Raw genomic sequence first — 21124 nt, 5'->3', positions numbered from 1 at the left:
TTGAGGGACTTGCGCAGGGCCGCGATGACGATGGCGACCTGCGTCCGGGCGGTGGCGGGCGGCCGTCGGTGGCGATGACCTCCTCGTCCACGCCCTCGCTCTTGAGGGACTTGCGCAGGGCCGCGATGACGATGGCGACCTGCGTCCGGGCGGTGGCGGGCGGCCGTTCGTGCCACACCACGTCCACCAGGGTGTCGATCGGTACGATCCGCCCCGCGTTCAGCAGGAGAAGGCCGAGGATCGTCCGTTGCCGGGCGCCCCCCAGGGCTACCGCGCGCCCACTCACGGTGACCGTGAGTGGGCCGAGAATTCTGAAAACGAGCTGCTCGCTCACTGTGTCTCCCCCGTTGCCGACCGCGCCAGCCGACAAGATCACCCTACCGGTCAGGGGTGTCGGCAGCAGGTCCGTACGAGGTCAGAGGGGCTCCGCGTCCAGGAGGTCCCAGAGGGCCGGTTCCGTGCGGCCCGGGGTGCCGGGAAGGGCCTGCTGCGCCCAGATGACCTTGCCTTCGGGGGTGTACCGGGTGCCCCAGTGCTCGCTGAGCTGCGCCACCAGGAACAGGCCGCGGCCGCCCTCGTCGGTGGTGGCGGCGTAGCGCAGGTGCGGGGCGGTGCTGCTGCCGTCCCACACCTCGCAGGTCAGCATGTGGTCGTGCAGCAGCCGCACCCGGACCGGCGCCCGACCGTGCCGCAGGGCGTTGGTGACCAGTTCGCTGAGGATCAGCTCCGTGGCGAAGCCGAGCTCCGGCAGGCCCCACTCGTCGAGCTTCTTCGCCGCCGCGTTGCGCACGGCGCCGACCTCGCTGGGCTGGAACGCCACGTCCCACTGCGCGACCCGGTCCGGGCCCAGGGTCCGGGTCCGCGCGATGAGCAGCGCCACGTCGTCGGTGGGCCGGTCCGGCAGCAGCAGGTCGAGTACGGCCCGGCAGCTCTCGTCCGGGCTGCGGTCGGGCCGGCTGAGGGCCGCGCGGAGCAGTTCCAGGCCCTCGCCGATGTCCCGGTTGCGTTCCTCGACCAGTCCGTCCGTGTACAGGACGAGCTGGCTGCCCTCGGCCAGTTCCAGTTCGGCCGTCTCGAACGGCATCCCGCCCAGGCCCAGCGGGGGCCCGGCCGGGAGCTCCACGATGCTCGTCGTACCGTCGGGGGCGACGAGCATGGGCGGCAGGTGTCCGGCCCGCGCCATGGTGCAGCCGCGGGACACGGGGTCGTAGACGGCGTAGAGGCAGGTCGCGCCCAGAACCCCGGCCATGGTGGCGTCGGCGTCGGCCTCTCCGTCGTGGTCGATGCGCTGTACGAGATCGTCCAGGCGGGCGAGGATCTCGTCGGGCGGCAGGTCGAGGGAAGCGAAGTTGTGTACGGCCGTGCGCAGCCGGCCCATGGTGGCGGCGGCGTGCAGACCGTGCCCGACGACGTCGCCGACGACCAGTGCGACCCGGCTGCCCGGCAGCGGGATCACGTCGAACCAGTCCCCGCCCACCCCGGACTGCGCGGGCAGGTAGAAGTGGGCCACGTCCACGGCGCTCTGCTCGGGCAGGGCGCGGGGCAGGAGGCTGCGCTGGAGCGTTTCGGCGAGGGCGTGTTCCCGGGTGTAGCGGCGGGCGTTGTCCATGCTGACGGCCGCGCGGGCGACGAGTTCCTCGGCCAGGGACAGGTCGTCCTCGTCGAAGGGTTCGGGTTTGCGCGAGCGCCAGAAGTTGACCACGCCGAGGACGACGCCACGGGCCTTGAGCGGGGCCGCGATCAGCGAGTGGATTCCGTAGTCGACGATGGCCCGGGCGCGCGGCGGGTCCTGGGCCTGCCAGCCGGGTGCCTTGCCCAGATCGGGCACCAGCTCGGCCTCGCCGGTTCCGTACCCGATGGCCTGCGGGGTGGAGGGGAGGAAGTCGATCAGCCGGCCGCGGGGGTAGAGGGGGTGGTCGGTGCGGATGCCGTGGACGGCGGTGCGCCGCATGTCGGCGCCCGGCCCGGGCTCGTCCCCGTCGAGCACCGGGGCGGCCAGGTCGACGGTGACGAAGTCCGCGAACCTGGGGACGGCGACGGTGGCGAGTTCCTCGGAGGTTCGCACCACGTCGAGGGTGGTGCCGATGTCGCCGCCGGCGTCGTAGAGCAGCTTCAGCCGCCTGCGGGCGGTGTCCGCGCGGCCGGTCAGGACCCGCATCTCGGTGGAGTCGCGGATGGTGGCCACGGCCCCCGCGGGCTTGCCGCCGGGGTGGGTGCGCCGCTGGTTGACCACGAGGAGCCGCTCGCCGCTCTCCAGTACCTCGTCGGTGGCGACCCGGCCGGACAGCAGCAGGTCCGCCATCCGGCGGTCGAGGCCCGGTACGGCGTCGATCCGGCGCCCCTCGGCGTCGGGTGGAAGGCCGAGGAGGCGTTTGGCCTCGTCGTTCGCCAGCAGTAGCCGCCCGTCGCCGTCCGTGATCAGCACCCCTTCGCGGACGGCGTGGAGCACCGCGTCGTGGTGCTCGTACATCCGGGTCATCTCCTGGGTGCCGAGCCCGTGGGTCTGGCGCCGCAGCCGTCGGCTGATGAGCGCCGTACCGACGGTGGCCAGGGCCAAGCCGCCCGCGATGGCCAGGAGGATCACCGGGAGCTGGCGGTCGACGACACCGGTCACGTTCTTCACGGTCAGGCCGGCCGACACCAGGCCGACGACCCGGCCGTCGGGCGCGGTAACGGGCACCACCGCCTGGATCTCCTTGCCGAGCGGGCCCTGCACGCTCTCGGTGTGGACGCGTCCCGCGAGCGAGGGCTCGATGGTGCCGACGAACCGCTTTCCGATGCGGTCCGGCTGGGGATGGCTGTACCGGATGCCGTTGGTGTCCATCACGACGATGAAGTCGACGTTGGCGGCCTTGCGCGTGGCCTCGGCGGTGGGCTGCAGGACCGCGGACGGGTCGGGGGCGTTCAGCGCTTCCTGCAGGCCCAGGGAGTGGGCGAAGGTCTCCGCGACGGAAACCGACCGGTTGCGTGCCTCGCGGTCGATGTCGTGCCGCGACTGGAGCACGAGGGCCAGCAGGGCTCCGGCAGCGAGCAACACCACGATCGTCACCTGGAGGACGAATACCTGGCCGGCGACGCTCCTGAACCGGTTGCCTAGGGGTGACCGCACCGACGTGCCCGGCACGGGTAGCGAGGAATGGTCACGTTCCCATTTGTAGCACCTCCGGGGCACCAATGACCCCGGCGGGCGCACAACACGTCCGGAAAGTCACCGAGAGTGACTCATTTCTGATGGGGCGATCGGGCGACCGAAAGAAATAGGAAGATACAACCACGGTGTCGGGCAAAGGAGTTACTACCCAGAAGCCATATGAGCACGCCTTCGAATTCAGGTACCTTCCATCACGTCGCCGCCACACCTTGGGCACAGGGCCCCCTGGGACTAGCGGCGCGAAGGACCCGACACCTGTTGACGACAGCGACCGAAGTCTTCACAGTCCGGCCGTACACCCCGCATTGCGAAGTAATCAACAAAGAGGGCGACCACGCGGTCATCGGCATCTCGCCGGGTAACAGCTACTTCTCCGCGCAGCGCATTCTCGACCTTGCCCAATGGGGCATGCGCAACTTCGATCAGGTCGACCTGATCTACACCGACATGTACGTCGCCGAGATGTACGAAGCACTCGGCTACGACGAGATCGAGGCGCGGCGCAAGTCGGTGAAGAACCTGCGCGGAGTCCGCGCCAAGGTCAACAACGCCGCCGCCGAGGCCGACCCCTCGGGCGTCCGACTGCGCGCCCGCCCGATGTCGGCCCTCACCGACATCCCGGCCTACCAGGCCATCCACTCGGACCTGACCCGCCGACTGGACAACGACCCCGACTTCCGAGCGACTTGCAGCGCGCTCGTCGACTCGTTCCTCTCCTCCAAGGTGCTGAACGGGGAGACCGCGACCACGCGGCAGCGCGAAGTCTGCCTCCAGTACGTCTGCGCCGAGGCGCCGCTCTTCCTCGACACGCCCGCGATCATGGGCGTGCCGTCCTCTCTGAACTGCTACCACCAGCTCCTGCCGATGGCGGAATTGCTCTACTCGCGCGGCTCGGGCCTGCGCGCCTCCCGCAACCAGGGCCACGCCGTCATCACCCCCGCCGAAGGATCCTTCGATGAGCACTGACACCATCCTCGACTTCCCCTTCTCCGCCCGCGGCGACCAGATCCCCGCCGAGGTCGAGCTGCTACGCTCCGAGCCGGTCAAGAAGGTCCGGACGATAGCCGGGGACGAAGCCTGGCTCGTTTCCTCCTATCAGCTGTGCAAGCAGGTCCTCGAAGATCCGCGGTTCAGCCTCAAGGACACGTCGGCCCCGGGTGTGCCCCGCCAGTACGCGCTGACGATCCCGCCCGAGGTCGTCAACAACATGGGCAACATCACCGGCGCCGGCCTCCGCAAGGCCGTGCTCAAGGCGATCAACCCCAAGGCGGCCGGTCTCAACGACTGGATGCGCGCCCACGCCACGGAGCTCGTCGACAACATCCTGGCCTACGGGGCGCCGGTCGACCTGCGGAGCCAGTTCACCAACCCGTACGCCGAGAACCTGCACTGCCGCATCCTCGGCATCCCGCAGGCCGACGCGCCGCGACTGGCCGGCAGCCTCGACATCGCGTTCATGAACTCGGCGTGCCCCGTCACCGGCGCCAAGCTCAACTGGGACCGGGACATGGCCTACATGGTCGAGCGTCTCGACGACCCCGCCACGACCGGTCTGATGGCCGAGCTGGCGGCGCTGCGCGAGGACCCCGACTACGCGCACCTGACCGACGAGATGCTGGCCACCGTCGGCGTCACGTTCTTCGGCGCCGGGGTCATCTCCACCATGGGCTTCCTGACCATGGCGATCTTCTCGCTGCTGCAGAACCCCGACGTGTGGGAGCAGCTGCGCAAGGCTCCGGAGAAGATCCCGGGCGCCGTGGACGAGCTGCTGCGCGTCAACCTCTCCATCGCCGACGGCCTGCCCCGGCTGGCCACCGAGGACATCACCCTCGGTGACGTCGAGGTGAAGAAGGGCGAGCTGCTGCTCGTCCTGGTCGAGGGCGCCAACACCGACCCGTCCGTCTTCCCGGACCCGCACGTCGTCGACATCGACCGGGAGAACGCCTCGCAGCACCTCTCCTTCGGCGGCGGCGGCCACTACTGCCCCGCCACGGCCCTGGGCAAGCGGCACACGGAGATCGCCATCGAGGTCCTCCTGGAGAAGATGCCCGAGCTGGCCCTGGCCGTGCCGGTGGAGCAGCTCGTCTGGCGCACCCAGTTCATGAAGCGCATCCCCGAGCGTCTGCCCGTGCTCTGGTAGCAGCCCCCGGCCGTGAAGCGTGAGCGGGAGTCCCACTTCCCGCTCACACGACAGGGCCACGTCGGCCACGCCGACCACACGCAGAAGGCGGCATCGCCGGTCCCACCGGCGATGCCGCCTTCTGGCATGCGCCCGTCTCCGTCTACCGGGGATCGTCGCTGTCCCAGGGGTGACCGAAGAGGTCGGGCCGGACGCCCCATGCGCTGAGCACGGTGATCAGCTGAGCCTCGTCCGGGGCGTCAGCGGAGCCGATGAGGGCTGCCCCGATGTCGTAGTCGAAGCCGTCGATGCGCTCGCGCTCGTACTCCCAGTGCTCGAGCCGGAAGCCGCGTTGGGCGTCGCTGCGAACCCACCCCTCGTCACGTGCCCGGGCATCGGCCTCGCCGAGCTCGGGGCGGATGTCCACGAATGCGCGGCGGTCCGGCTGCGAGGCCGGAACTTCCGCGACCAGCCTCCTGCCGAGGCGCAACGCGGTCAGTTTGTCCGTCGGCCAGTTCGATCCGTCATTCATGGGGACCATCCCTCCCACAACGCAGCAGTGGCCCGGCTGGGAGTTCCCAGCCGGGCCACTTCGGTTCTGCTCGGATCAGACGCCCGGAACCGGGTAGGTCGGGTACTCGACGCCGGAGACGTGCTGGACGACCCGGATGACCTGGCAGGAGTAGCCGAACTCGTTGTCGTACCAGAGGTAGAGGATCGCGTTGTCGCCGTCCACCTTGGTGGCGCCCGCGTCGACGATCGAGGAGTGGCGCGAGCCGACGAAGTCCATGGAGACGGCGTCGGGCGCGGTCGTGAAGTCGATCTGGCGCTTGAGCGGCGAGTGCAGCGAGACGTCGCGGAGGTAGTCGAGGACCTCCTCGCGGGTGGTCTCGCGGCCCAGGCGCAGGCTCAGGATGGCGATCGAGACGTCCGGGACGGGGACGCGGATCGAGCTGCCGGTGATCGGCGCCTTCAGGTCGGGCAGCGCCTTGGCGACGGCGGACGCGGCGCCGGTCTCGGTGATGACCATGTTGAGCGGCGCGGAACGGCCGCGGCGGTCGGCCTTGTGGTAGTTGTCCAGCAGGTTCTGGTCGTTGGTGAACGAGTGGACGGTCTCCACGTGGCCGCGCAGCACGCCGTACTCGTCGTCCATGGCCTTCAGGGGCGGGACGATCGCGTTGGTGGTGCAGGAGGCGCAGGACAGGATCTGCTCGTCCGGCTTGATCGTGTCGTGGTTGACGCCGTGGACGATGTTCGGGACGTCGCCCTTGCCCGGGGCCGTCAGGACGACCTTCTCGATGCCGGGGCGCAGGTGCTTGGAGAGACCCTCGCGGTCGCGCCACTTGCCCGTGTTGTCGATGAGGATGGCGTCCTTGATGCCGTACGCCGTGTAGTCGACCTCGGACGGGTCGTTCGCGTAGATCACCTTGATGGTGTTGCCGTTGGCGACGATCGTGCTGTTCGCCTCGTCAACGGTGATCGTGCCCTGGAACTGGCCGTGGATGGAGTCGCGGCGCAGCAGCGAGGCGCGCTTCACGAGGTCCTGGTCGCCGCCGCCGCGGACGACGATGGCGCGCAGGCGCAGGCCGTTGCCGGAGCCGGCCTTCTCGATGAGCAGGCGGGCGACGAGGCGGCCGATGCGGCCGAAGCCGTACAGGACGACGTCGCGCCCCTCGCGCCGCTCCACCTTGTTGTCACCCGTGGCGCCGGAGACGGCCTCGGCGGTGAACTCCGCCACCGAGAGTCCGCGACCGTCCGTCTTGTACGTCGCGGCGAGCATGCCGATGTCGATCTGCGAAGGGCCGAGATCGAGCGCGGTGAGAGCCTGCAGGAACGGGAGCGTCTCGGTGACCGAGAGCTCCTCGCCGTCGATCTGCCGGGCGAATCGGTGGGTCTTGAGGATGCTCACCACCGACTTGTTCACCAGCGAGCGGCTGTGAAGCAGGATCGTGACGTCCCGCTCCCTGTGCAGCTTCCCGATGATCGGAATCATCGACTCCGCGATCTCTTCGCGGTTTTTCCAGCTGCTGAACGAGTCCTCAATGACAGTCACAGGTTTATCTTTCGAGCTAGACGGTGCTCATATGCTAACCCGCCTATCCGCTGCCCTTTCAAGCGACCCCCCGGGCTACGCTTCGAGGTGATCCTCTAGGAGTCAGGGATGGAGCAGCACATGGAGACGCGCAGCCGAACCGCGCTGGTGGAAGGCCTGATGGAGCGCTTCCCGCACGTGCCCCGGGAGGCCGTGATCAAGGAGGATCTGCTCCGGGGCGGCATGGCCTTCGACGAGTCCGCGCTCAGCGGTACGGCCGACGGCGGCTCCGGTGACGTGAAGCCCAAGTCGTACTTCATCTTCTCCTTCGACCACCGGACCCTGCCGGAGCTCGGCGCCGCCGCGCTGAACCGGCCGCCCGAGGAGATCGTGCTCACCGGCGGCCCCTACGACCTGCGCCGCACGGTGGTCTCCGTACGGGTCAACCCGGACTCGCCCTACGTGGTGCGCGGCGGCGAGGACGGTTCGCTCGGCCTGTACCTCGACGGCGCGCGGATCGCGGACGTCGGCCTGCCGCCGATGCCGGAGTACTACCGGCACAAGCTGTCGAACGGCAAGTCGGTGATGGAGGTCGCGCCGACCATCCAGTGGGGCTACCTGATCTACCTGACGGTCTTCCGGGTGTGCCAGTACTTCGGCGCCAAGGAGGAGTGCCAGTTCTGCGACATCAACCACAACTGGCGCCAGCACAAGGCGGCGGGCCGCCCGTACACCGGGGTGAAGCCGGTCGACGAGGTGCTGGAGGCCCTGGAGATCATCGACCGCTACGACACGGCGGGCACGTCCCGGGCGTACACCCTCACCGGCGGTTCGATCACCTCGCAGGTCGGCGGCCGCGACGAGGCCGATTTCTACGGCCACTACGCGAAGGCCATCGAGGAGCGCTTCCCCGGCCGCTGGACCGGCAAGGTGGTCGCCCAGGCCCTGCCCCGCGACGCCGTGCAGCGCTTCCACGACTACGGCATCAAGATCTACCACCCCAACTTCGAGGTGTGGGACCGCCGGCTGTTCGAGCTGCACTGCCCGGGCAAGGAGCGCTACGTCGGCCGCGACGAATGGCACCGCAGGATCCTGGACTCCGCCGAGATCTTCGGCCCGCGCAACGTGATCCCCAATTTCGTGGCGGGCATCGAGATGGCCGAGCCCTTCGGCTTCACGAAGGTGAGCGAGGCCATCGAGTCGACCACCGAGGGCCTGCGGTTCTTCATGTCGAACGGTGTCGTGCCCCGCTTCACCACCTGGTGCCCCGAGCCGACCACTCCGCTGGGCAAGGCCAACCCGCTGGGCGCCCCGCTGGAGTACCACATCCGGCTCTTGGAGGCCTACCGGGCGACGCTGGAGGAGTTCGGGCTGAGCTCCCCGCCCGGCTACGGTCCGGCCGGTCCCGGGCGCGCGGTGTTCTCCGTGAGCTCGTTCATGGACAGCCTGGAAGGCCTCGAAGCCGCCGACGCCTGACCGCAGGCCCCTGGCCCAGGCCCTGGCCCTGGCCCTCAGCGCTCGCTCCTGAGCCGGTCGCGCTGGATGCGGTGGGCCAGGGTGCGGCGCACCGAGGGCGACGAGTTCGCGGCCGTGGTCTTCGACGGGACGTCGAGGCCACGGCCGATCTCGTCGTACGCGTCCCGGTAGCCGCCGGGCAGCTCCGCCCGGTGCAACCTCAGGTCCTCCTCGACGAGGCGTCGCAGCGCGTCCACGTTCCCCGGGGTGAAGCGCTTGCGCCCCCGGGCGAGAGCCTCGACGTAGCGCGTGCAGCGGGCGGTTTCCCGGCAGCTCTCGGAGATCTCCTCGGCCAGGCCCCACAAGCGCCCTTCGAGCCAGGGCGCGTCGCGCTGGTCGAGGGAGAGGCCCATCGGTGGGAGCGCACCGTCGTCTCCCTTGTGCTTCGCCACCTGCTTCGAGACGGCGGGCTGGCTCATGCCCGTGAGCCGGGCGATCTTGTCCTGGGTCCAGCCCAGACCGGCCAGCACGTTGATCATCTCCGCGCGGAGCCCCCGCATCTCCTCGCCCGCGCGGATGACCTCGTTCATGTCGGCGAACATCCGCCCGGCCTGCTCCTCGGTCAGCGCCCCGAGGCGTAGGGCCGCTTCTTCCACGCCGTCTTCCTTGCCTGTCATGGCTCACTTATACACCCGGCACGCCCACCCTCATAACCAGGTTGTACAACCCGGTTATGAGTGGCAGGATCCCGGCCATGACCACCTTCTCCGCACCTGACGGAACCCTCCTCGCCTACCGCGTGACCGGCGACGGCGATCCCGTCGTCTGCATCCCCGGAGGCCCCGCCGACTCCGCCTACCTCGGCGACCTCGGCGGGCTGTCCGCACACCACCGGCTGATCGTCCCGGACCTGCGCGGCACCGGCGGGTCAGCGCTCCCCGAGGACCCCTCCTCCTACCGCTGCGACCGCCTCGTCGAGGACGTCGAGGCGCTGCGCGCCCACCTGGGACTCCCCCGGATGGACCTGCTGGCCCACTCGGCCGGCACGAACATCGCCGTCCAGTACGCGGCCAGGCACCCGGAGCGCGTCGGCAGGCTCACCCTGGTCGGCCCCAGCGTTCGGGCCGTCGGCCTGGAGATCACCGGGGAGACACGGCGCGCGTGCGCCCTGCTCCGCAAGGGCGAGCCGTGGTTCCCGGCGGCGTTCGCGGCTTTGGTGGAGCTCACCGAGGGCCGGGGCGGCGACGCGGAGGCCATCGCACCCTTCTTCTGGGGCCGTTGGGACGCCGCGGCCCGCGAGCGGCACGCCGCCGCCCAGCCGGACAACCAGGAGGCCGTCGCCGGGTTCGGGGCCGAGGGGGCCTTCGACCCGGAGGTCACGCGCGCGGCGCTCGCCGCCTTCGACCGCTCCGTGCTCGTGCTCACCGGGGAGTTCGACCTCAACAGCCCGCCCCCGATGGCCGACGAGTACGCCGGGCTCTTCCCCGACGCGGATCTCGTGGTGCAGCCGGGGGCGGGGCACTACCCGTGGATCGACGACGCCGACCGGTTCGCGGCCGCCGTCAGGGCCTTCCTGGCGCCGTCGTCTCACCGTACGAGACAGTAGGATCTCGAATCCCCTCCGCGCATAACGATCCCCCGCGAAAAGGGTTTGAACACCGGATGATCTCCTATCCTCCCGGCATGCCGATCTTCGGAAGCCGCCGCCGCAAGCCGCGCCTCGCACCTGAGCTCGACGACAGCCAACTCGGCCGGGTCCTGAAGGCGTTGGACGGCAGCCCCTCCCCGGGGCTCGCGGACCTCCAGATCGCGCAGGTGGAGCAACTGCTCGCGGAGGCCGGCACGGACTGGGACCGGCGTGCGCACCGGATGGGCGTCCTGGCCCAGAGCACGGCCCACTCCAACTTCGTACGGACGTGGCCCGCCCGGCGCCCGGGGAACGGCGACGCCCTGCTCCTGCAGGCCTGGTCGGACCTGGTCCGCGGCTCCCGCAAGGGGGATCTGGACGACGCCCAGGCGACGGTCGACGCCTGCTACAACGCAGCGGACCTCCAGCCCGCCGACCCCACTCCCTGGGTGGTGCTCCTGGGGGTCCTGCGGCTCCTGCGGCGCCCCTCCCAGGAGGTGTTCCAGATATGGCAGGAGGTCCTGGCCCGGGACACCTGGAACCGCGAGGCGCACCTGCAGATGCTCGGCTACCTCTCGCCGGACGAGTGCGGCTCGCACATGCAGGTGCTCGAATTCATCGACGCCTCCCGCTCGCGCATGCCGGCCAACGCGCCCACCGCGGGCATAGAGCTGACGGCGACCGTCCGGCGGCACCACACCGGCGCCGCCGAGGACGACCTGAGCACGCTCATGGCGCGCCGGCACTGGGCGAGCGCTCCCGCCGCGCCCATCCTCGACCGGGCGTACGCGAACTGGAAGAGCCCGGGGTTCCTGCACCACGCGGCGACCAAGGCCGATCTCAACCTGCTGGCCTTCGCCCTCGTGCAGGCCAATCGCAGCCGGGACGCGGGCGAGGTCTTCCAGCTGATCGACGGCACGGTCACCGAGTGGCCGTGGCGGCTCAGCGGCGAGCCGATGCAGCAGTACACGTACTGGCGGGACCGCGCGCAGCGCTGACCCGCCGCCTCCAGCCGGTCAGCGCGGGTAAGCCGGTCAGCCCTTCCTGACCACGCTGGACTTCAGCTGCATGTTGCCGAAGCCCTCGATCCGGCAGTCGATGTCGTGGCCGTCGACCCCGTCGACGAGGCGGATGTTGCGCACCTTCGTGCCGGCCTTGATGCCGGAGGTGCTGCCCTTGACCTTCAGCCCCTTGACGACCGTGACGGTGTCACCGTCCGCCAGCACGTTGCCCACCGAGTCCTTGATCACCCGCTCCTCGGAGGCGGCGTCCGCGGCCTCGGCGGATGCGGGCTGCCACTCGTGCCCGCACTCGGGGCAGACGAGCAGGGCGCCCATCTCGTAGGTGTACTCGCCGGAGCATTCCGGGCAGGGGGGCAAAGGGGTCTCGGTCATCCGGACAGTATATTTCCGGCCGACCCGGCGGCCCGCCCCTGACGATTCATCAGGTCAAGCGTCCCGGACTATTGACTCTGCTGTCAGTAGTCGAGATTCTCGATCGGATCCCCCACCGTGCCATCGGCCGAGCGAAGACGTGATGATGACATGCACATGACCCCCCTCCCGCGTTTCCGGCGCAGACGCCTCGCGGTCCTCTCGATCCTCCTCACCGTGGTGGCCCTGGTGATCGGGCCCGCGACCACCTCCTCGGCCGATCCCGGCTGGTGGAACCCGGTCGCCCGGCCCGCGCCCGACTCCCAGATCAACGTCACCGGCGAGCCCTTCAAGGGCACCGATGCCCAGGGCAAGGTCCGCGGCTTCGTCGACGCCCACGACCACCTGATGTCCAACGAGGGCTTCGGCGGCCGTCTCATCTGCGGCAAGCCGTTCTCCGAGCAGGGCATCGCCGACGCCCTCAAGGACTGCCCCGAGCACTACCCGGACGGCTCCCTCGCGATCTTCGACTTCATCACCAAGGGCGGCGACGGCAAGCACGACCCGGACGGCTGGCCCACCTTCAAGGACTGGCCCGCCCACGACTCGCTCACCCACCAGCAGAACTACTACGCCTGGGTGGAGCGCGCCTGGCGCGGCGGCCAGCGGGTGCTCGTCAACGACCTCGTCACCAATGGCGTGATCTGCTCGGTCTACTTCTTCAAGGACCGCGGCTGCGACGAGATGACCGCCATCCGCCTGGAGGCGCAGAAGACGTACGAGATGCAGGCCTACATCGACAAGATGTACGGCGGCCCCGGCAAGGGCTGGTTCCGCATCGTCACCGACTCCGCGCAGGCCCGCCAGGTGATCGAGCAGGGCAAGCTCGCCGTCGTCCTCGGCGTCGAGACCTCCGAACCGTTCGGCTGCAAGCAGATCCTGGACGTCGCGCAGTGCTCCAAGGCGGACATCGACCGCGGTCTGGACGAGCTGCACCAGCTGGGCGTGCGCAGCATGTTCCTCTGCCACAAGTTCGACAACGCCCTGTGCGGGGTCCGCTTCGACCAGGGCGCGCTCGGCACCGCGATCAACGTGGGCCAGTTCCTGTCGACCGGCACCTTCTGGAAGACCGAGCAGTGCACCGGCCCGCAGCACGACAACCCCATCGGGCTCGCGGCGGCGCCCTCGGCGGAGAAGCAGCTCCCGGCGGGCGTGGCCGTGCCCTCGTACGCGGCGGGCGCGCAGTGCAACACCCGTGGTCTGACCGAGCTCGGTGAGTACGCGGTGCGCGGCATGATGAAACGCAAAATGATGCTGGAGATCGACCACATGGGCGTCAAGGCCGCCGGCCGGGCCTTCGACATCCTGGAGAGCGAGTCGTACCCCGGGGTGATCTCCTCGCACAGCTGGATGGACCTGGACTGGACCGAGCGGGTCTACAAGCTCGGCGGCTTCATCGCCCAGTACATGGGCGGCGCCGAGGGGTTCAGCGCGGAGGCGAAGCGTACGGACGCGCTGCGCGACAAGTACAACGTCGGCTACGGGTACGGCACCGACATGAACGGCGTCGGCGGCTGGCCGGGGCCCCGCGGGGCCGATACCCCCAACCCCGTGCGCTACCCCTTCCGCAGCACCGACGGCGGCTCCGTCATCGACAAGCAGACCACCGGGCAGCGCACCTGGGACCTCAACACCGACGGTGCCTCGCACTACGGCCTGGTCCCGGACTGGATCGAGGACATCCGGATCGTCGGCGGCCAGGACGTGGTGGACGACCTCTTCAAGGGCGCCGAGTCCTACCTCGGCACCTGGGGCGCCTCCGAGCGGCACAGGGCCGGCGTGAACCTCGCGGCGGGTGCCCCCACCTCCGCCAGCTCGGCCGAGTGGAACCCGTTCGTCAGCTACGCGCCGGGCCGGGCCGTGGACGGGGACCGGGGCAGCCGCTGGGCGAGCGACTGGAGCGACGACCAGTGGCTCCGGATCGACCTCGGGACCACGAACCTGGTCAAGCGCGTCACCCTCGACTGGGAGCGCGCGTACGGTAAGGGCTACCGCGTCGAGGTCTCGTCCGACGGCACGAACTGGCAGTCCGCATGGTCCACGACCACCGGCGACGGCGGCCTGGACACGGCACTGTTCTCCGGAGTCTCGGCCCGCTACGTACGCGTCCACGGGGTGCAACGCGGCACCCAGTGGGGCTACTCCCTCCACGAGGTCGGCGTGTACAGCAGCTGACCCCGCAGCAGCTGACCCCGCGCGGGAACGCTCCGGTGCCGGCCGGATCAGGACTCCTGATCCGGCCGGCCCCGTCACCACAACCGGAGGGACCCGATGGCACGGATGCCGTCCGCCGAGCGCCGTCGGCAGCTGACCGAGGCCGCGATCCGCGCCATGACCCGCGACGGGGTCGCCCGGACGACGACGCGGTCCATCGCCGCGGAGGCGGGCGTGTCGCTGAGCGTCTTCCACTACTGCTTCGACTCCAAGCAGGCCCTGCTCGAATCCGTCATCACCGCGATCACCGACGAGTACATCAGCGTGGTGCGGGAGGCGATCCAGCCGAAGGCCACCCTCCACGAGACCGTCCGGGCCGGCTTCCGGGCCTACTGGGACCACGTGGCCGCCCATCCGGGCACGCACCTGCTCACCTACGAGCTCACCCAGTACGCCCTGCGCCAGCCCGGCTTCGGGCATCTGGCACGGCGGCAGTACGAGGTGTACGCCGGGACCTACACCCAGCTCCTCGAAGAGCTGCGGGACAGCGTGGAGTTCGAACTGCGCATCCCGTTGCCCGCGCTGGCCCGCTATCTGGTGGCCATGACCGACGGGCTGACCCTGAACCTCCTCGTGCTCGGCGACGACAAGGCCGCGGCGGAGATCCTCGACACGATGACCGAGCACGTGGCCGCCCTCGTCACCCACGACGGCGGAACGCCCGCGAGCACGGACCGGGCCGAAGGCCTCCTGCGCGCCGGGATCACACAGCGCCGGTAGAGCGGCTCCCGCGGGTTCAGGACCGGTGGAGCAGCGTGGTCAGCACCTCGTGCAGGACGGCTTCCGGGTCCTCCGCGTCCTGCGGCCACCGCCAGGCCACGAATCCGTCGGGCCGTACCAGGACGGCTCCCGCCGGGGTCGTGCCGTGCGCCTGCGCCCAGTCGGTGTCGCCGTCCTGCGGGGACAGGTCTGCCCCGGGCCCGCTGCCGATCGCGTAGGCGGCCAGGTCCACACCCAGCTGCCCGGCGACGGACCGCGCCGCGTCCCTCCACGGCGTGCCCTCGGAGCTGAGCAGCACGAAGGACCGCTCGTAGAGGTCCACGGTCGACACCGCCTCCCCGGAACGGCGGAGCCACATGTGCGGCGCCCGCGTGCCCGGATCGCCGGCCGGCCGCATCCGCTCGGGTACGACGGGCTGGTCCTGGTCGGCGCCCAGGACCGCGCCCCGGTGGTAGCGGTAGCCCATGGCCACGGACAGGACCCCGCCCTGCCGGCCGCCTCCCGGGGGGATGGTCGCCGGGTCGGGCTCGTAGCCCGGGTGGCTGTGCTCCGCCGAGCGGGCCGAGGCGCGCTCGCTCGTCGCCCGGGCCACCGGCAGCCGCTCGGCCTCGTAGCTCTCCAGCAGTCCCGGTCCCGCCCAGCCCTTGAGCACCGCGGCGATCTTCCAGGCCAGGTTGTGGGCGTCCTGGATGCCGGTGTTCGAGCCGAACGCGCCGGTGGGGGACATCTCGTGGGCGGAGTCGCCGGCGAGGAAGACCCGGCCGGCCGCAAACCGCTCGGCGACCCGCTCGGCGGCGTGCCACGGGGCCTTCCCGGTGATCTCCACGTCCAGGTCGGGGGCGCCGACCGCCTCCCGGATGTGCCGGACGCAGCGCTCGTCCGTGAAGTCCTCCAGTGTTTCGCCCCGGTCGGGGTGCCACGGCGCGTGGAAGACCCACCGCTCGGCGTTGTCCACGGGCAGCAGGGCCCCGTCCGCGTCGGGCCTGGTCAGGTAGCAGACGATGAAGCGCCGGTCGCCGACCACCGCCGCGAGGCCGCGGGACCGGAAGGTGATGCTCACGTTGTGGAACAGGTCGCCGGGGCCGCTCTGCCCGATGCGGAGCTCCTCCCGTACGGGGCTGCGCGGGCCGTCGGCGGCGACGAGGTAGTCGGCGCGCACGAGGGTGTGCTCCCCGGTCTCCCGGTTCTTCAGGACGGCGCTCACCCCGGTCGTGTCCTGGTCGAAGGAGAGCAGCTCGGTGGAGAACCGGAGGTCGGCCCCGAGCGAGGGGGTCACGGACTTGAGGACCGGCTCGATGTCGTTCTGGCTGCACAGGCACCACGCCGCCGGGCTGAAGCGGGCCAGCGCGCCTCCGGGGTCGATCTCCTCGAACAGCCATTCCTGGTCGTCACCGGTGAGCGAGCCGCCCTGCAGGATGCCGTGGTTGCCCGCCAGGACGCTCGCCGCCGCCCGGATCCGGTCCTCGACGCCCGCGACCCGGAAGAGCTCCATGGTCCGTACGTTGATGCCGCGTCCGCGCGGATGCGTCGAGGTGCCCGCGTGCTTCTCGACGAGCACGTGACCGATGCCGTGCCGGCCGAGGAACAGCGAGGTGCACAGGCCCACCAGCGAGCCGCCCACGACGAGGACCGGGACGCGGAGGCCGACGTTTTCCTTCATGCCTCACCCATGCCCTGCCGGAGGACCCTTCCCTCGCCCGTTCACCCGCTTGGTTCTCCCCTCTCGCGCCGGTGGGTTTGCGGGACAACGATCGGTTCGGGTGGCGCCGCCCGTGGCGACCGCGACGTCCCGAAGGAGTGTGAACGATGACAACCTTGTCGGAACGGATATCCCAGTCCGCCTTCGACGGCTCGAGACTTCGGGTCGTGCTGCTGCTGGATCTGTACGACGACGCTCAGAACCGGTTCCTGGAGGTGTACGAGCACCTGCGCGAGCAGGTGTCCTCCGTCCCCGGGCACATCAGCGACGAACTGTGCCAGTCGATCGAGAACCCCTCCCAGTGGCTGATCACCAGCGAGTGGGAGAGCGCGCCGCGGTTCCTCGCCTGGGTGAACAGCGAGGCGCACGTCGCGTCGGTACAGCCGCTGCACGGTTGCGTACGGGACACCCGCTCGCTGCGCTTCAGCGTCATGCGCGAGGCCGGCAAGGACTCCGCCGCCCCGGTCACCTCCGCCCCGCGGCGCGGGGACGGCGTGGTGCGCCACGCCCTCACGTTCACCGTCAAACCGGGCAGCGAGCCCGAAGTGGCCGAGCTGCTGGCCTCGTACGCCTCCCCGCAGGCCCGGGTCGACGAGAGCACCCGGCTGCGCCGCACCTCCCTCTTCATGCACGGCAACCGCGTCGTGCGGGCGGTCGAGGTGGAGGGCGACCTGCTCGCGGCGCTGCGCCACGTGTCCCGGCAGCCGGAGGTCAGGGCGCTGGAGGAGGCGATCAACCCGTACCTGGAGATGGACCGGGACCTCGGCGACCCGGCTTCGGCCCGGATGTTCTTCACCCGGGCGGCCCTCCCGGCAGTGCACCACGTGGCGGAGGGCCGGAGCGAGAGCGCCGACCTCGGGCGGCACGCCCTCTTCTACCCCGCGAAGGACGGCTGCGGCATGGCACTCGCCCGGCTGCTCGCGCGCCAGGACGAGGCGGCCGTGGACGATCCGACGAGCCCCCTCAAATCGAGCACCGTCTTCCAGCGGGACGACGTGGTCGTCCGGCTCCTGGACGTGCGCGGCCCGCTGGACGCCCGGCCGGCCCTGGCGCTCGGCGTCGAGGGCGGCCACAAGGCGGCCGTGCTGGCCCGGCTGCTGGACAGTGCCAAGGACGGAGTGCCCACCACCGACCAGGAGATCTCGCGCTTCCTCGCGCGCTCCGAAATGCGCCTGATCACCGACCGGCGTCAGCCGGCCCGAGCCTGAGGAGTTGTCCGTCATGACCGATCGACTGACCATGGAAGAACTGGCCGTCCTGATGAAGAAGGGCGCCGGCGTCACGGTCGACGCCCGTGAGATGGCGAGCCGCCCCGACTCGGGGTTCGACGAGTGGGGCCTGGACTCCCTGGGCCTGCTGGGCATCGTCGGCGAACTGGAGAACCGGCACAGCCGGCCCCTTCCGCCCGACGCGGACCGGTGCAAGTCTCCGCAGGAGTTCCTCGATCTCGTCAACGGCGCCCTGATGACGGGTACGTGACGCACCCGCACCGCCCACACCCGCCCCACACCGACGCCACCGAGACCGGCCCTGTGCCGGTCTCGGGGCGTTCGCTGCGCGTTCGGTGGGCGTTCGCGGCACTCATCCGGGCACGGTGGACTCGAATGCGTGCAGGTACGCGTTGACCGGCCGGACCGAGCCGACCAGCAGACCCGCGTCCGCCATCCGGGTGCGCAGGCTCTGCTCGGTGTGCTTCGCCCCGCCGACGTTGAGCAGCAGGAGCAGGTCCATGGCCGTGGTGAACTTCATCGACGGGGTGTCGTCGACGAGGTTCTCGATGACGACGACGCGGGCTCCGGGGCGGGCGGCCGCGATCACGTTCCGCAGGGTCCTGCGGGTGCTGTCGTCGTCCCACTCCAGGATGTTCTTGATGATGTACAGGTCGGCCTCGACGGGGACGGCCTCCCGGCAGTCCCCCGGGACGATGTCGGCGCGCCCGGCCAGCGTTCCGCCCTTCCGCAACCGGGGATCCGCCTTCGCCACCACGCCCGGCAGGTCGAGCAGGGCCCCGCGTAGGGAGGGGTGCTTCTCCAGCAGGCCGGCCAGTACGTGGCCCTGGCCGCCGCCGATGTCGGCGACCGTCGAGACCCCGGTGAGGTCGAGGAGCTCCGCGACGTCCAGCGCCGACTGCACGCTGGAGGTGGTCATGGCCCGGTTGAACACGTGGGCCGACTCGTGCGCGTCCTGGTGCAGGTAGTCGAAGAACCCCTTGCCGTAGAGGTCCTGGAAGACGCTGCCGCCGGAGCGCACCGCGTCGTCGAGGAGCGGCCAGGCCTGCCAGGTCCAGGGTTCGGTGCACCACAGGGAGATGTAGCGCAGGCTGTGCGGATCGTCCTCGCGCAGCAGCCTCGACATCTCCGTGTGGACGTACGTGCCCTCGTCGGTCTCGGCGAAGATCCCGTAGCAGGACAGCGCCCGCAGCAGTCTGCGCAGCGGCTGGGGCTCCGACCCGACCGCCGTCGCGAGCTCCTCGACGGTGGCCGGCGATGGCCCGAGCACGTCGGCCACGCCGAGGCGGGCCGCCGCCCGGACGGCCGCGGCGCAGGCCGCGCCGAAGACGAGCTCGCGCAGCCGCATGGCGGGCTGGGGGCCGGGGGCCTCGGTGGCGGCCGGGACGGGGATCGGGTTCGGACTCACCGTGGTCATGGGGCCTCGTATCTCCTGATGGCGGGCAACACGGTCAGCACATCCCGGCGGGTACGGAGGTCCGGCAGCGGTTGCCGACGAACTTGTTGCCGGTTCCGGTGCCCTGGTTGGCGAGGTCGGCCGGCATGTTGCCGCGCACCACGTTGTCCTTGATGACGTTGTCGCTGTTCTTCGCGCCCACGAAGCTCTTGAACAGCAGGATCCCGCCCGACAGCGGCGAGGAGCCGACGTTGTCGCGGATGGAGTTCGAACGGATGACCGTCTCCTCGGCGCCGGTGAGGACGATGCCGGCGCCCTGGATGTCGGGAAGCCGGGTGTTGCCCTTGCAGAACTTGTTGTTCGCGTGGATCCGGTTGCCCCGGATGGTCATGTCCCCGGCGCCCGGGATGCCCTCGTCGCCGACGACGAACACGCCGCCGCAGTTTCCGGTGAGGGTGTTGTCGTTGACGCTGAGGTTCCGCACGCGCCTGACCGTCACTCCGATCCGGTTCCCGGTCAGGGTGTTGTCCCGGACAACGGCTCCGAGCGTGTCGGTGGCGCCGCCCTCCCGGTCGACGGTGTTGGCGATGAAGATGCCGGACTCCACGTTGTCCCGGGCGGTGTTGCCCCGGAACAGTCCGTGGGTGGACCTCTCCTGGGCGATGCCCCAGGTGCCGTTCTTCTCGGAGACCACCTGCTCGACGGTGAGCCGGTCGGTGCGGGAGGCCCAGATGCCGTTGCGCTTGAAACCGGAGACCGTCAGCGAACGGATGCTCACCCGGTCGACGGGCTTCTCCGCCGTTCCCATGACGCAGATGCCGGTGTCGGCCTGCGAGCACGCGGCGCCGGCCGCGGCACGGGCGGACGGCGGGGCGGCGGGGCTCGCCGGAGCGGCGGGGGCGGCGGGGCTCGCCGGAGCGGCGGGGGCGGCGGGGCTCGCCGGAGCGGCGGGGGCGGCGGGGGCGGCGGGGGCCGCCGGTGTAGACGGCGCGGCCGGGGCGGCGGCCGCCGGGGGCGCGGCCGGGGCGGCCGGGGCGGCGGCCTGCGGCGGCATGATCACCGTCTGCCTCCCCCAGCCGCGCAGGGTCAGCCGCTTGGTGATCAGCACGTTCTCCCGATAGGTGCCGGGCATGACGGTGATGCTGTCTCCCGGCTTCGCGGCGTCCACGGCCGCCTGGATCGATTGGCCTGGATGCACCGTGTGTCCGGCCGCGGCGGCGGGTGGCGCGGCGACGCCGAGACCTGCGGCCATGACGACTGTGATGCATGTGAGGCACTTGAGTTGTCGGTTCGTCACATTGCCGAAGCTAGGGGCGATCACCGCCGCTCGCCACACCAGGTGAGCGGATGGATACACCCCGTCGGCAAACGGCTTCTTTTTGGGGCCCATCGGAGTGGCGGCCACCCACTGTTGACCGCGGCCTCGAAACCGCGCAGGCCGACGGGGGTTTCCCGGGGGCGGGTCGGGACGGGCGACGGGAAACCCGTCGACCCCGGTGCGGGGCGGGCACACGCTGAAGGGGTCCGCACGAAGCAGACCCGGAGCGAAGACCCGGAGCAAAACCCGAGGGGAAGACATGCGCAAGCTGTTCCGCGGCGCCGCCGCGCTCGCGACCGCCACCGTTGCCGTGATCGCGCTCAGCGGTACGGTTCAGGCCAAGCCCGCCGACGACTGGGCCGGGTGCCCCGACGGGGCCGTCTGCATCTATCCGCAGAACCAGAATCCCGCCGTCAGGCCGACCCACGTGTTCTACAGCTACGGGGCGCACAACCTGAACGGCCAGTACGGGAACCACTGGGTCCTCAACAATCAGCACAGCGGTGCGACCGCAAACCTGTGCACCGGCTACAACGGCGCGGGCTGCGGCAACCCGATCGCCGCCGAGACGGGTGTCTACGCCGACCTGACGCCCATCAACTCGATCCGCCTCAACCGGTAGCACCGCACCCCGCAGGACCGCGTCCGGAGCCCGTACCCGAAACGGCTCCGGACGCTCCTGTTCTGGTCATACCGGCGCGAACAGCCGGTCTTCCGTCATACCCCCGCTG

18 protein-coding genes and 1 pseudogene are annotated in these 21124 nt (G+C 70.5%); 10 read left to right on the top strand and 9 right to left on the bottom strand.

Annotated elements, in window-relative coordinates; genetic code table 11:
- Nucleotides 1-127: 127 nt before the first annotated feature.
- Nucleotides 128-286: pseudogene (locus OG625_RS33190) on the bottom strand (AfsR/SARP family transcriptional regulator); the annotation flags it as partial.
- A 129-nt stretch (nucleotides 287-415) separates the two neighbouring features.
- Nucleotides 416-3109, bottom strand: coding sequence for a SpoIIE family protein phosphatase (locus OG625_RS33185; RefSeq protein WP_443067821.1), 2694 nt, complete (start codon nucleotides 3107-3109; stop codon nucleotides 416-418).
- A 300-nt stretch (nucleotides 3110-3409) separates the two neighbouring features.
- Here OG625_RS33185 and OG625_RS33180 point away from each other — a divergent pair, with 300 nt between their 5' ends.
- Nucleotides 3410-4117: a tRNA-dependent cyclodipeptide synthase gene (locus OG625_RS33180; protein ID WP_329388344.1), complete on the top strand. Its 708-nt coding sequence runs from the start codon at nucleotides 3410-3412 to the stop codon at nucleotides 4115-4117.
- Nucleotides 4107-5291: a cytochrome P450 gene (locus tag OG625_RS33175; protein ID WP_329388342.1), complete on the top strand. Its 1185-nt coding sequence runs from the start codon at nucleotides 4107-4109 to the stop codon at nucleotides 5289-5291. Before OG625_RS33180 ends, OG625_RS33175 begins: the two co-directional genes overlap by 11 nt.
- A gap of 142 nt (nucleotides 5292-5433) precedes the next feature.
- Here the strand turns inward: OG625_RS33175 and OG625_RS33170 are convergent, their stop codons facing one another.
- Nucleotides 5434-5802 carry a hypothetical protein gene (locus tag OG625_RS33170; RefSeq protein WP_329388340.1) on the bottom strand — a complete coding sequence of 123 codons (369 nt, stop codon included), beginning with the start codon at nucleotides 5800-5802 and terminating at the stop codon, nucleotides 5434-5436.
- A 75-nt stretch (nucleotides 5803-5877) separates the two neighbouring features.
- Nucleotides 5878-7323 carry a glyceraldehyde-3-phosphate dehydrogenase gene (locus OG625_RS33165; protein WP_329388338.1) on the bottom strand — a complete coding sequence of 482 codons (1446 nt, stop codon included), beginning with the start codon at nucleotides 7321-7323 and terminating at the stop codon, nucleotides 5878-5880.
- A gap of 120 nt (nucleotides 7324-7443) precedes the next feature.
- Between OG625_RS33165 and OG625_RS33160 the strand changes: the two genes are divergently transcribed.
- Nucleotides 7444-8778: a radical SAM protein gene (locus tag OG625_RS33160; protein ID WP_329391183.1), complete on the top strand. Its 1335-nt coding sequence runs from the start codon at nucleotides 7444-7446 to the stop codon at nucleotides 8776-8778.
- A 35-nt stretch (nucleotides 8779-8813) separates the two neighbouring features.
- On the opposite strand, the gene OG625_RS33155 is transcribed toward OG625_RS33160, so the two are convergent.
- A complete protein-coding gene (locus OG625_RS33155) occupies nucleotides 8814-9434 on the bottom strand; it encodes a sigma-70 family RNA polymerase sigma factor (protein ID WP_329388336.1) in 621 nt (206 codons plus the stop codon).
- A 77-nt stretch (nucleotides 9435-9511) separates the two neighbouring features.
- Here OG625_RS33155 and OG625_RS33150 point away from each other — a divergent pair, with 77 nt between their 5' ends.
- The gene (locus tag OG625_RS33150) at nucleotides 9512-10363 is read left to right on the top strand and encodes an alpha/beta fold hydrolase (RefSeq protein WP_329388334.1); all 852 of its coding nucleotides are present in this window, start codon (nucleotides 9512-9514) and stop codon (nucleotides 10361-10363) included.
- 77 nt (nucleotides 10364-10440) lie between these two features.
- Nucleotides 10441-11382: a hypothetical protein gene (locus tag OG625_RS33145; RefSeq protein WP_329388332.1), complete on the top strand. Its 942-nt coding sequence runs from the start codon at nucleotides 10441-10443 to the stop codon at nucleotides 11380-11382.
- A gap of 36 nt (nucleotides 11383-11418) precedes the next feature.
- Here the strand turns inward: OG625_RS33145 and OG625_RS33140 are convergent, their stop codons facing one another.
- Nucleotides 11419-11778 (bottom strand): zinc ribbon domain-containing protein YjdM, encoded by a 360-nt coding sequence (locus OG625_RS33140; RefSeq protein WP_329388330.1) that lies wholly within the window; start codon nucleotides 11776-11778, stop codon nucleotides 11419-11421.
- 156 nt (nucleotides 11779-11934) lie between these two features.
- Here OG625_RS33140 and OG625_RS33135 point away from each other — a divergent pair, with 156 nt between their 5' ends.
- Nucleotides 11935-13992 (top strand): galactose-binding domain-containing protein, encoded by a 2058-nt coding sequence (locus OG625_RS33135; RefSeq protein ID WP_443067918.1) that lies wholly within the window; start codon nucleotides 11935-11937, stop codon nucleotides 13990-13992.
- 96 nt (nucleotides 13993-14088) lie between these two features.
- Complete coding sequence (locus tag OG625_RS33130) at nucleotides 14089-14751, top strand: TetR/AcrR family transcriptional regulator (RefSeq protein WP_329388327.1); 663 nt, start codon at nucleotides 14089-14091, stop codon at nucleotides 14749-14751.
- 16 nt (nucleotides 14752-14767) lie between these two features.
- Here the strand turns inward: OG625_RS33130 and OG625_RS33125 are convergent, their stop codons facing one another.
- Nucleotides 14768-16411 (bottom strand): FAD-dependent oxidoreductase, encoded by a 1644-nt coding sequence (locus OG625_RS33125; protein WP_329388325.1) that lies wholly within the window; start codon nucleotides 16409-16411, stop codon nucleotides 14768-14770.
- 146 nt (nucleotides 16412-16557) lie between these two features.
- On the opposite strand from OG625_RS33125, the gene OG625_RS33120 reads away from it, so the two are divergent.
- Both OG625_RS33120 and OG625_RS33115 read left to right on the top strand, forming a co-directional pair.
- Nucleotides 16558-17658 (top strand): SchA/CurD-like domain-containing protein, encoded by a 1101-nt coding sequence (locus OG625_RS33120; RefSeq protein WP_329388323.1) that lies wholly within the window; start codon nucleotides 16558-16560, stop codon nucleotides 17656-17658.
- Between the two features lie 13 nt (nucleotides 17659-17671).
- Nucleotides 17672-17929, top strand: a complete 258-nt coding sequence (locus tag OG625_RS33115; RefSeq protein WP_329388321.1) for an acyl carrier protein — start codon at nucleotides 17672-17674, stop codon at nucleotides 17927-17929.
- A 102-nt stretch (nucleotides 17930-18031) separates the two neighbouring features.
- Here OG625_RS33115 and OG625_RS33110 read toward each other — a convergent pair whose 3' ends face one another.
- Nucleotides 18032-19096, bottom strand: a complete 1065-nt coding sequence (locus OG625_RS33110; protein WP_329388319.1) for a methyltransferase — start codon at nucleotides 19094-19096, stop codon at nucleotides 18032-18034.
- Between the two features lie 34 nt (nucleotides 19097-19130).
- Nucleotides 19131-20327 (bottom strand): right-handed parallel beta-helix repeat-containing protein, encoded by a 1197-nt coding sequence (locus tag OG625_RS33105; RefSeq protein ID WP_329388318.1) that lies wholly within the window; start codon nucleotides 20325-20327, stop codon nucleotides 19131-19133.
- Nucleotides 20328-20652: 325 nt separating this feature from the next.
- On the opposite strand from OG625_RS33105, the gene OG625_RS33100 reads away from it, so the two are divergent.
- Nucleotides 20653-21015 (top strand): hypothetical protein, encoded by a 363-nt coding sequence (locus OG625_RS33100; protein ID WP_329388316.1) that lies wholly within the window; start codon nucleotides 20653-20655, stop codon nucleotides 21013-21015.
- Nucleotides 21016-21124: the final 109 nt, after the last annotated feature.

Origin of the sequence: Streptomyces sp. NBC_01351, from assembly GCF_036237315.1 — a bacterium.
Classification (GTDB): Bacteria; Actinomycetota; Actinomycetes; order Streptomycetales; family Streptomycetaceae; genus Streptomyces.
This window is presented reverse-complemented; position numbering and strand designations above follow the sequence as displayed.